The sequence below is a fragment of the Enterococcus pseudoavium NBRC 100491 genome (assembly GCF_001544295.1).
Taxonomy (GTDB): Bacteria; Bacillota; Bacilli; order Lactobacillales; family Enterococcaceae; genus Enterococcus_A; species Enterococcus_A pseudoavium.
The window spans coordinates 45,604-56,646 of sequence record NZ_BCQF01000019.1 but is presented as its reverse complement, the minus strand read 5'-3'; the positions used below and the strand labels follow the sequence as shown (position 1 = coordinate 56,646).

Below are 11,043 nucleotides of genomic sequence, written 5' to 3'. Positions count from 1 at the left end.
GTTATGTAGTCAAATAAAATGATAAAGGAGAAATGAACATGAATGAACAAAAATTTTGCCAAAGCTGTGGCATGCCATTGGATAAACAAGAGGTGGTTGGTACAAATGCTGACCAAAGCAAAAATGAGGATTATTGTATTTATTGCTTTAAGGATGGGGAATTTACTCAGGATGTGACAATGGATGAAATGATTGAAATTAGCCGAAAGCACATGAGTGAGATTTTTGCAAATGATTCCAGTTACAATGAGCAGAAAGCTGTAGCTAAAATGCAATCATTCTTTCCTAAACTCAAACGGTGGAGAGCCTAATAATAAGCCCGACAACTTTCAGTTTGTCGGACTTATATTTTTAAGTGTTGATTCGCGTTCTGTATTTCCACACTCACTACAAGCGCCATCATGGAGGGAAAAAACTCCGCCACATTTAGAACAAGCCACTTTTGACGGTCTTGCTCTAAAAAGGCGGCAATACCCTTTTCATGCGCCGAGATACTGTTTTCCATAAGGCTTGTTTTATATCTTTTATAGAAAACGTGAAGTAATGCAAATATAATAAATGCTCACAATCCGCATAGTATATGGGGTTGTGAACATTTGTCTGCGGTCTGAGCTGGAATCTTTATTTGATTCCAGCTTTTTTGAGGTTTAGTGAATATAATTGCTTAACTCTTTTTGATAAGCTGACCAGTCGGTCTTGCCAGTATTCAAAGCTTGTGCCAGCAAATAGCCGATATAAGGTCCAGTGGTTAAACCCGAGGAGCCCAGGCCACTGGCTACGAGGAGTTGTTCGGTTAATTGACCAAAAAAGGGGGCAAAGTCCGAGGTATAAGCCCGAGTGCCGACGCGATAATGAAAAGGCGTAGCTAAAAGTTGCGCGGGTTCAGCTAGAAATTTTTTGGCCCCATTCGTCAGCTGTTGAAACGCTGCGGAGGTTTCCCTCAGATCCCAACCAGCATCATTTTCATGGGTCGCCCCTAATAAAATTTTGCCAGCTAAGAAAGGGATCAAATCGGCTTCACCATCTAGCATGGCAACCGGAAATTTCCCGCTGTCTTTGCGGGCGGTCTGAAAGACTAAGAGCTGTCCTTTTTGCGGTCGGATATCGACGTGATAACCTAAAGGCGCTAATAATTCCTTCAAGTGCGGGCCGGCGGTCAAAATGATTTGATCAAAAACTATTTTATTTTCGCCGTAGCTGACTGTCTGAGCATTCGCCAACTGAACTCGCTGAGGGATTATTTCTACACCTTTTCCCATCGCCAATTGTCGCAGACGTTTCAAATAGGCTTTGCCGTCCAAGCGACCGCCGCCACTGATTTTAAGCGCGGGCAAAGGTTTTAACAGCGGTAAGGCTTGTTGAGTCTGTTCGCCAGAAAGCAATTCGATCGTGCCGATTTCTGGTGCGTTTTTTTTACGTTCCTCTGCTAAAGCAAAAAGTTCTGTCAATTGTTCTTCAGAACGTAAAATCAGCGTGCCAGCTTGCTGATAGATCGTGTGATCTAATTGGAAATCTTGGACTAGTTTCGGGAAAAAGGCCGCACCGTCTTTGGCCAGCTGATACCATTGTTGATTGCGGCGCTTGGACAACCACGGTGAGATGATGCCAGCACTGGCGCTGGTGGCTTGACCAGTAGGTTCGTCAAATAGCGTGACTTGGAATTTTTGCGGATCTAGATAATTGGCTAAGGTCAGACCAATAATGCCGCCGCCGATAATGGCGATTTTTTTCATGTTAAAACTTCTTTCTATCGTTAAAAATATTTTTTGGAGCTGCCGAATCAAGCAACACTGTGTGATCGATTTTGACATACTCACAAAGTTATTACAATTAATTTGCAATATTTTACTTTACCTGTCGTAGTAATTATCGTACAATGATTACAACGACAGATGAAGTAATTTCAGGAGGTGGCAAAATGATTTCCAGTGATGGTATTCGCGGATACAATGACGTTATCATTTTGTCCGTATTAAAGCAGGGGGATTCTTACGGCTACGCGGTCTCGCAAAAGATTCGCGACGTGAGTGAAGAGGTCTATATTATCAAAGAGACGACGCTTTACTCGGCGTTTAACCGCTTGGAAAAAAATGGCTATATCCATTCTTATCCAGGGGAAGTGACCCATGGGAAAAAACGCACGTATTATCAAATCACCGATAAAGGATTGGCTTTTTTAGCGGAAAAACGGAATGAGTGGAAGCAAACGCAAAAAGTAGTCAATCGATTTTTGAAAGAGGGGTAAATAATGGATACGATAAAAAATTATGTAGAGACTTTGTTTCTCGAATTTCCTAATACGCAAGAAGTACAACGGGCGAAGCAAGAAATTTTAACGATCATGGAGGATCATTATTTAGCGCTGATCGACGAAGGGAAAAGCGAACACGAAGCGATTGGCCAAGTGATTAGTGAATTTGGTTCGATCGATGAACTACGCGAAGAATTAGAATTTGCGACTCGGGAAAAAGAACCTGAAAATGCGATTGCTGAAGCTGAAATGTATCACTATTTGACTGAGCGCAAAAAAGATACAAGAGGGCTGAGCCTAGGAATCAGCGGCTGTTTACTGGCGGTGGGTGTCTTGATTGGTCTCAGCATCAGTGGGGCTGAGATGTTCGGCTTTTTATTATTCTTTATTATCCTCGCCATCAGCGTGGGTATCATTATCTACTACGGCATGCAATTTTCTAAAAATGGCTTGGTATTGAATGATCGCTATGTACCGGTGGAGTTGAATAAAGAAGCCCAAAAACTCAAGCAAGGCTACCAGAAAAGTTTCCAAATCAGTTTGGTGTTCGGGATTGGATTGTGTGTCTTGAGTATCTCGCCAATTTTTCTTTTCCAAATGTTTACCTACGCGGAATACGGCATTCCCGTGATGTTTTTCTTTTTAGCGATCGGTGTGTTCTTGATTATCTACGGCGGTGTCAATTACGCCAGCTTTGATAAATTTATCAAAGAAAAATATTTTATCGCCGATGAAGATGCCTTAGGACCGAATGCGATGCAGGTGAAATACGGTAGTTCCGCTCAAGGGAAACATTTACTAACGCGTATTTATTGGCCAATTGTGACGTTGATCTTTCTCTGGTTTTCTTTCAGCAGTAATGAATGGGGCAGAAGTTGGTTGATTTTTGTTTTTGCGGGGATCTTCTATACGATTTTGGAGGCACTCTTTGTAAAAAAGTAGCATAGTTTGATCGAGTAAAAATGTTCTGAGTCTGACAGGCTTAGAACATTTTTTTGTACCTATTAAACGAAGCTTGATCGGTAAACAATTGACAAACAATCCAAATGACCGTAAACTAAAAAGCGAACACATGTTTGTTTTTTTGGAGGTGATTTTGTTGGATCTTTATGAAGGGGAGCCAGTGCGAAAGATATTTTGTATGGACTCCAAAAGTTTTTATGCCAGCGTGGAATGTGTCGAACATGGCTGGCATCCTTTGAAAAAATTATTAGTGGTAATGAGCGGTGATCGGGAAAATGCCGGCTTAGTGTTAGCCGCTAGTCCCAAAGCCAAAGAAGTATTGGGAATCAGTAATGTCAGTCGTGGTTTCGAAATTCCGAATCATCCTGATTTAGCGATCGTTCCGCCGCGAATGAATTTGTATATCGACTATCACATGCGGATTCAAGCGATTTTTCGTTCGTATATGGCGGAAGAGGACATCCATACTTACAGTATCGACGAACAGTTTGGTGATTTGACCCGCAGCTGGAAATTATTTGGTGAAAGTCCGGCGGCGGTGGCTCAACAAATCCAAAATGAGATTATTGACAAGTTGGGCATTTATACATCGTTAGGCATGGGGGACAATCCGTTACTGGCCAAGATTGCGATGGATATCGAAGCCAAGCACGCGCCGACTCGTTTTGCTCAGTGGCATTATCAAGATGTTCCGGAAAAGATTTGGCCCATCAAACTTAGTGATTTTTGTGGGATCGGTCAACGAATGGAACGTCGTTATCAATTGATGGGGTTTCAAACGATGGGGGATTTGGCTCATGGGGATCCGTTCCAACTGAAAAATCATTTTGGGGTGATTGGAATGCAGCATTACATGCACGCGTGGGGGATCGATCGCTCCGTTCTTGCACAAAAAGCGCTCTATCCTAGAAAGGAAAAATCGATCGGCAATTCACAAGTGTTACCTAAAAATTACGCGCATCGAGGAGATATTTTAACGGTGATCGCTGAGATCTGCGAGCAAGTCGCACAACGCTTACGCAAAGCAGACGTAGTTGGGGGGACTCTCCATTTAGGGATCGGTTATGCTTATTACGGTAGCGGCAAGCGGGGCGGATTTCATCATCAGCAGAAAATCCCGTTGACGCATCAAGCCAAAGAATTGACCCGTGTGGCCAAGAACCTTTTTGAAAAATACTGGGATCATTCAGAAGTCCGCAATATTTCCATCACCGTCTCAAGCTTGCGTCCAGCTGGAAATTTACAACTGAATTTATTTGAAGAGCCGGAACAGACGATCAAAGAAGAAAAAATCGATGAAGTCATTGCACAAATTCGCAGCCGCTATAAATTTACCTCGATCGTGCGGGCCCATTCTTTAAGCGAGGGTGCAACAGCGATTAAACGCGCCGGACTCGTTGGTGGTCACGCCGGTGGGATGGAAGGGATGGATTAGCGATGATCTATGATGATGAAAGTGCCCAACAGCTGTTTATGGAAGCCAAACAGGTCTATCAAGATCGGGGCATGCTGAAGTGGATCGGTTTTTACTTATCGGATCATACCGCCGTATTGAACAAGGAAGAGCAAAAACGCCATCAGATCAATCTGGCAAAAGAACCAATGACATTAGAAAAAATCGGCGAAGTGTTGCAACAGGCCTATTTACAAAATAGACGGCTAGCCATTCAGTTAGAAATGTTGAACGACGAAGGGCATTATTTAGACGATCTGGTAGGGAAAATCACTGGTCAAAAAGAAGACCAAATCTATTTGCTAGAAGAAGAACGGGGGATGCTTCATTTAGCACTGGAGCAGATCCATCATGTAGATATCTTAGGTCCTAAGAAAATCTTGAATCAAAAAATCACGAGAGAATAAGGACAAAAAAAGTCATGGCTTACCATGACTTAAAAAAGCTTAAATTGATTTAGCGGCCAAAAGCGTAAAACGACTTTCCCTTGAATCAAAGATTTGTCAACGAAACCGAAAATTCGACTGTCTTTGGAGATCAAGCGATTATCGCCTAAAACGAAATATTGGTTTTTAGGGACGGTTACAGTGAAATCGTTGGTAAAACTTGTAGCGTTGGCGGCTTGCTGCTGGAAAGCTGAATTGTAGGAATATTCTTCCGCCAAATGATCCTTCTTGAATTTTTCCTTGAACTTCGCAAGATAAGGTTCATCATATTTTTTGCCGTTGATGGTCAAAACATTCTCTTTCATCACGACCCGATCCCCGGGTAAACCGATGATTCGTTTTACGACATACAGACTTTGATTATCTGGTTCTTTGGTAGTAATGATGTCTTGTCGGTCTAAGTTAGAAATTTTAGATGTAATCAAACGTTGCTTGTCGTGCAGCGTGGGGTCCATCGAATGCCCTTCGACTTTTACCGGAGAAAAGACAAACATCCTAGCTAGAAAAATCAATGCGATAATAATGACGATCGGCAGCCATTCTTTTATTTTATTATTCATAAAGTCACCTCGAGCTTAAATTTTATCATGCTTCAAAATAAAAAGCTCTTTTGAGACTCTGACAGCAGAAAAAGGCGATTAAGGGTGGAGAAAACTGTTGAGTTGTGGGAAACTTAGAACAAGCAGAATGAACTGAGACGCAGAGTAATTTGAAAAAATTATCCTATCAAAAACGAACAAGGAGCAAGGCGATGAAAAAAAATTATCCGGCACCCCCGATTTTGCCGAGGAATTTTTCTGATGATTTCTATTTGGAAGAGGAGGCAACAATTGAAGAGGTCCATGGGATTGGGTTTGACTATAGTTATTTGACCTGTGAAAATGTCGTATTGCGGCGCTCGATTTTAGAAAAAGTGACCTTGCAACGGGCCAAACTGATTCGTTTTGAAGCGGGGAATGTGATCTTTAAAAATTGTGATTTCTCGAATCTGGAGTGGATCGGCGGCAGTTTCCATCAAGTGGTGTTTGAAAGTTGTAAGTTGACGGGCTGTAATTTTGCCGAGAGTTATTTACGGGATTGCCAATTCAAGGATTGTGTGATCAATTTTGGTTCCTTCAGCGGGACAAATTTGAAAAATGTGGCGTTTGAAAATTGTCAAATGACGGATAGTGAATTTTTTGAAGTGACCTGGAAGCATTTATTTTTGACCAATAATGAATTGGACAACAGTAATTGGCTGCGAACGAATTTAGCAGGCTTGGATTTTACCACCAATCGCTTCAATAAGATCGCTTTTTCGCTGGAGCAGCTGAAGGGCTTGAAAGTCGATTCTTATCAGGCGTTGACGATCGCGGCCGGTCTTGGTTTGCAGATTGAGGATAGCTAGATGAAGTTAAAGCAGAAAAAGATCCAAGGAATTCCGGTCATCTGCTGGGGCGAACCGAGCGAAAAAATAATCCTAGCTTTTCATGGGGATCAATCCCATAAGGAAGATCCAGTTATTCAATTTTTAGCAGATGTTGCTACGAAAAAAGGTTATCAAGTCTGGAGTTTTGATTTGCCGGAACACGGTGAACGAAAAGGGCAGGATTACGCCTTGAATCCGCAAAATGTTGTAGCGGATGTCAATAAAATTTTGCTTGAATTGGAAAAGCAGGCAGCTAGGATTGCGTTATTTGGCTGTAGCATTGGGGCGTATTTTAGTATGCTAACCTGTCAAAATCGATCGATCGAGCAGAGTTTGTTTTTGTCGCCGATCGTGGATATGCAAAAATTGATCGAAAACATCATGCGTTGGTCAGATTTGACGCCCACCGATTTACGGCAAAAAAAAATAATCGAAACACCGATCAAAACATTGGAGTGGGAGTACTATTCTTATGTTGTTGATCATCCCATCACTTGGACAGCGCCTACAGCTATTCTTTATGGCGGACAAGATACGCTTACAGAAAGAGGTACGATCGAAACATTTGCTGCAGCTCCGCAAATTTCTTTGACGATTTTTGAAGCAGGCGAGCATTTTTTCCACACGCCGGATCAGTTGCAAGTTTACCAGCAGTGGTTGGAGAAAAAGCTTAAATAGATGGTTACTAACAGCCAGTTACAAAACAAAAAAGGGGCGTGACAATTTTTTTGTCACAGCCCCTTTTAGTTTTGGCGGGTTAAAATTTGGCTAGTCAGCCGTTCAAGTTTTGTTTTCGTGTCATAAAAATTTTCTGGCAGCTTGCGAATTTCTTTTAAGGCCTTTTCGGTATAATCAGCGGCTAATTCCTGAGCATAACGGACACCGCCTAATTCTTGCACCAACTGCTGGACTTTTAATGTATCATCGGCAGTCATTTGTTCTCTCTTTTCTAAGTAAGGGCGTAATTGCTGGGGCGCTTGGCTCAAGGCATAGATCAGCGGCAATGAGTAGACGCCTTGCCGGACATCCTCTAAGACCGGTTTGCCTAATGTAGTCGCATTGGCTTGGTAGTCCAACAGATCATCCATAATCTGAAATGCTAAACCAATATTGTTACCGATCATGCCGGCTTTTTTAGCGAAGCGTTCACTAGTGCCACTTTCAAAGGCGCCAACCGAACAGCTTAAAGCAAACAATTCAGCCGTCTTGCCGGAAATATTGGCTAAGTATTCTTCAACGGTCTGATCTAATTTATAGCGATCATCCATTTGCCCGAGCTCGCCGTCAAGAATTTTTTCCATACTGCGGGAATTCAGCTGCAGACTTTTTAAAGACGTTGCATAATCTGAAAGCAGCTTGAAACAGCAAACAAAAAGGTAGTCGCCAGCATAAACGGCCGTATCATTGCCAAATGAGGAACGAATCGTCGGCAAGCCACGCCGGAGAGTCGAGTCATCCACGATATCATCGTGAATGAGGGTGGCAGTATGGAGCATTTCGATCGATGCCGCCAAAGCTGTCGCTTTTTTTTCGTCTTGCTCGGGTCCAAATTCAGAAAATAATAATTGGTACGCCGGTCGTAATAACTTTCCGCCAGCGTGGATCATCTCTAAAACCGCTGTTTCCACTTTTTTATTTTTCAAGTTAACGACATTTTCCATTAATTCCAGCGTCGTCGTCAATCGTTTAGCAAGGTCAGGATAGTCTTGCCACATTGGATGTAATTTCATTTTGGATAGCCTCCTGATCGCTTATGCGCTTTTTGATTCTCATAATCGAGTTGAAATCTTTGCAAGGTTCGCACGTGTTCCAATAGATAATTTCCGGCAATGCCAATTACGCTCCCAGCTAAGATCCCTAAAAAGGACATGACCGGTAAATAAAGCATCACCGTCCAAGACTGGGCGATCCAGCTGGCGACGATCAATTGGCCGACGTTATGAAGAAAGCCCCCGGTGGCACTGATGCCGATAATGCTGACGCGTTTTGGTCCGAGACTTTTAACTAACAACATCCCGAAGTAACTCAAAAGCGAACCGCTCATACTGTATAGGAACGTCGAGATAGTCCCACCTAAGAGGGTCGTTAAAATCAGCCGCATCCAAATCAGGCTAAAACTATCTTTTTTGGGCATCGTAAAGATTGCCACGATCGTGATCAAATTGGCCAGGCCCAATTTAGCTCCTGGTGCAAAGGCGAAAGGAGAAGGAATCAGATTCTCGACCAAACCTAAAATGACACCTTGAGCGACTAAGAGCGCGATGTAAATCAATTTTTGCGTTTTATTCATAATTGAAGCAGTTAATAAATCACACTGCCAGGTTCCCCTCCATCTGAGGATTTTATTTCAATCAATAATTTGTGGGGGAGACAGACGATCGTTTCGCCGGATTGGTCGATCCAACCCCGTCGGACGCAGATTTGATCGCCACAATTGGCTTCTTTGATGCGAATGCGGTCTCCTTTAACTTCGATTAAATTATAATGGCCGTCAGCCTCTTGGTATTTGTAGGTGTAGGCCGCTTTTGTTTTATCGGAAAGATCAAAAGTTTTGATCTCATGGCCATCCACCGAAAGAACGGCCTGCTGGGAAGGTGTGTTGGCTCGATTGAGACTAAAAATCACGAGTGGAGCAAAGGATAGTAAAATCAGCAGTGCCACAATAATCCCATCCCAAGGACGCAGCAAACTACTTTTGACAAAATCCTTCAGTTTCAAAACAAATCCCTCACACTTCTTTTTTTGAGTTTTTCTTATCATAACATAAAGAAAGTTCTAAAGAGGGGGAATAAGCCCTTTAGAACTTTTCTTCGTACTACATTTTTTTGTTAATTATTTTTTGCCATAAAAAGCTTTAGGGGTACCGTACCACCATTTGCCAACCGTTTTTTGAATCCAAGGAATTACCCAACGGTCAAGACCTAATGCACGGCCGGAACCATTCATTAAAGCGAAGGCAACAAAGATAAACCAAATGTTGACCCAATAGAACATGGCAGATAGACAGAAGACGATGGTCAAACCGATTGTGGCAGCACTAGCCAACCAAGTGAATAAACCAAAGATCAAGGCTAAAGCAATTCCGATTTCAACAAAGGTCATCAATTTTTGCATGAACAAAGCAACTTCTTGATTTGGCATCATGACTTCCATGATTTTTGCGAACCAATGAGGCATTTTTTCAAAGACCGGCATTGGATTTTCACCAAAGGCATAACTAAGACCAAAGTGTGTTGCTTGAGTTGCGGCGTCAGCGCCACCGGTAGCAACAGCACCTGAGGCAGCACTAGTTGCTTCGGCTACATTTGAACCGGCTGCCGAAGCGCCAGTCGTTACTTGCTCTTGCAACCAAGGGAAAGGAAAGACGACTTTATCGGTAAACCATGAGCCTGAACCGAACCAAGTGCTTGGATGTAAGTAACTGCCGTCACCAACAACTTTTTTAGACGATTCCACTAACCACATCAAACCATAGAAGACCCGTAATGGGACGCTCCATAACACATTGCCATAACGGGAAGAATGTCCGCGCGTGACGTTGCGATCATTTTTGATATGGAAAAATTCATGCATCATGTATTGGAACATGTAATAACCTGAACGCATATCAAAGAAGTATTTCAAGTTGACAATATGTTTCATCACGATCGCCATGAAGCCCGCCAAGTGAACTTTGTCCATTAAATTGGCAACGCCCCATTTAGAACCGATCGAAACCATGAACCCTTGATAATTACTCTTGAAGGCATGTTTTTCAGTATTTTTGACTTTCGCAACGATATTGGCTGCGGCAGTATGAGCGGTTTGTTCCGCTGCTTGAACGATTTGCGGCGTTGGTCGGCCATCGCCATTTTCTTCGTAATGAACCAAGTCACCCACGATGTAGATGTCTTTGTCTTCATAGCCTTTTGCTTGCATGAACTCATTCGCGTATAAGCGTTGTCCACGCGCCGTTTCAAGCCCAAAGTCGGCGGCATCGGTTGTTCCTTTGACACCAGCAGTCCAGATCAAGGTATGAGTTGGAATTTGTGAGCCATCTTTCAAGACGATATGATCAGCATTGACTTCAGTGATAGGTGAATTTTTCTTCATTTCGATGCCTTTTTTCACCATGAAGCGTTCTGCTTTGTCAGCGTCCTTACGATCAAGCATGTTTAAGATCGTTGGTAAAGCTTCAACAACCATTAAAGAAAATTCTTCAACTGGTAATTTGTATTCTTTCGCTAACACATCTTTCCATTCCATCAATTCACCGAACTTTGAGAATACATTTGAAGGGTTTGTGACGTTCTGTCACAAACCCTTTTTTGCGAAATGCGCAAGCTGGAAATTTTTGGAAAGTCCTCTTGCTAATCTATCAGCACTTTGAAACGGCCTATGTGAGAAAAGTTCATTTGCTGAAACGGCTGAATCTATGAGGATGCTTCAAAAAATAGCAATAATCGTTTAAGCAATCAGCGTGGCAAATTCTGTAAAAACGCGCTATGATAAGGTGAAAAATTTTGAATAAGCAAAGGGAGTA

General features: G+C 42.5%; 12 protein-coding genes and 1 pseudogene. 7 read left to right on the top strand and 6 right to left on the bottom strand.

Annotation, left to right across the window (positions count from 1 at the left end; genetic code table 11):
• The first annotated feature begins 38 nt into the window (after window positions 1-38).
• Window positions 39-311, top strand: coding sequence for a zinc ribbon domain-containing protein (locus tag EP1_RS09695; protein WP_067626892.1), 273 nt, complete (start codon window positions 39-41; stop codon window positions 309-311).
• Window positions 312-647: 336 nt separating this feature from the next.
• Here EP1_RS09695 and EP1_RS09690 read toward each other — a convergent pair whose 3' ends face one another.
• The gene (locus EP1_RS09690; protein WP_067626884.1) at window positions 648-1,733 is read right to left on the bottom strand and encodes an NAD(P)/FAD-dependent oxidoreductase; all 1,086 of its coding nucleotides are present in this window, start codon (window positions 1,731-1,733) and stop codon (window positions 648-650) included.
• A 185-nt stretch (window positions 1,734-1,918) separates the two neighbouring features.
• Here EP1_RS09690 and EP1_RS09685 point away from each other — a divergent pair, with 185 nt between their 5' ends.
• The 4 genes from EP1_RS09685 to EP1_RS09670 all read left to right on the top strand — a co-directional run bounded on the left by EP1_RS09685 (window position 1,919) and on the right by EP1_RS09670 (window position 5,074).
• A complete protein-coding gene (locus tag EP1_RS09685) occupies window positions 1,919-2,245 on the top strand; it encodes a PadR family transcriptional regulator (protein ID WP_067626882.1) in 327 nt (108 codons plus the stop codon).
• Window positions 2,246-2,248: 3 nt separating this feature from the next.
• Window positions 2,249-3,193, top strand: a complete 945-nt coding sequence (locus tag EP1_RS09680; RefSeq protein ID WP_067626880.1) for a permease prefix domain 1-containing protein — start codon at window positions 2,249-2,251, stop codon at window positions 3,191-3,193.
• Between the two features lie 157 nt (window positions 3,194-3,350).
• Window positions 3,351-4,649 carry a Y-family DNA polymerase gene (locus EP1_RS09675; RefSeq protein ID WP_067626878.1) on the top strand — a complete coding sequence of 433 codons (1,299 nt, stop codon included), beginning with the start codon at window positions 3,351-3,353 and terminating at the stop codon, window positions 4,647-4,649.
• Window positions 4,650-4,651: 2 nt separating this feature from the next.
• The gene (locus EP1_RS09670) at window positions 4,652-5,074 is read left to right on the top strand and encodes a hypothetical protein (protein WP_067626876.1); all 423 of its coding nucleotides are present in this window, start codon (window positions 4,652-4,654) and stop codon (window positions 5,072-5,074) included.
• A 29-nt stretch (window positions 5,075-5,103) separates the two neighbouring features.
• Here EP1_RS09670 and lepB read toward each other — a convergent pair whose 3' ends face one another.
• Complete coding sequence (lepB, locus tag EP1_RS09665) at window positions 5,104-5,673, bottom strand: signal peptidase I (RefSeq protein WP_067626874.1); 570 nt, start codon at window positions 5,671-5,673, stop codon at window positions 5,104-5,106.
• 191 nt (window positions 5,674-5,864) lie between these two features.
• On the opposite strand from lepB, the gene EP1_RS09660 reads away from it, so the two are divergent.
• Window positions 5,865-6,500 carry a pentapeptide repeat-containing protein gene (locus tag EP1_RS09660; RefSeq protein ID WP_067626871.1) on the top strand — a complete coding sequence of 212 codons (636 nt, stop codon included), beginning with the start codon at window positions 5,865-5,867 and terminating at the stop codon, window positions 6,498-6,500.
• The gene (locus EP1_RS09655) at window positions 6,501-7,199 is read left to right on the top strand and encodes an alpha/beta hydrolase (protein WP_067626868.1); all 699 of its coding nucleotides are present in this window, start codon (window positions 6,501-6,503) and stop codon (window positions 7,197-7,199) included. It abuts the gene before it with no gap.
• A gap of 65 nt (window positions 7,200-7,264) precedes the next feature.
• Here EP1_RS09655 and EP1_RS09650 read toward each other — a convergent pair whose 3' ends face one another.
• From EP1_RS09650 to EP1_RS09635, 4 genes and pseudogenes are all read right to left on the bottom strand, one after another.
• Window positions 7,265-8,251, bottom strand: coding sequence for a polyprenyl synthetase family protein (locus EP1_RS09650; RefSeq protein WP_067626866.1), 987 nt, complete (start codon window positions 8,249-8,251; stop codon window positions 7,265-7,267).
• Window positions 8,248-8,811 (bottom strand): Gx transporter family protein, encoded by a 564-nt coding sequence (locus tag EP1_RS09645; RefSeq protein ID WP_067626864.1) that lies wholly within the window; start codon window positions 8,809-8,811, stop codon window positions 8,248-8,250. Before EP1_RS09645 ends, EP1_RS09650 begins: the two co-directional genes overlap by 4 nt.
• Before the next feature lie 11 nt (window positions 8,812-8,822).
• Window positions 8,823-9,239 carry a NusG domain II-containing protein gene (locus EP1_RS09640; RefSeq protein ID WP_067626862.1) on the bottom strand — a complete coding sequence of 139 codons (417 nt, stop codon included), beginning with the start codon at window positions 9,237-9,239 and terminating at the stop codon, window positions 8,823-8,825.
• Between the two features lie 114 nt (window positions 9,240-9,353).
• Window positions 9,354-10,775, bottom strand: a pseudogene (locus EP1_RS09635) (FAD-dependent oxidoreductase); the annotation flags it as partial.
• Window positions 10,776-11,043 lie beyond the last annotated feature (268 nt).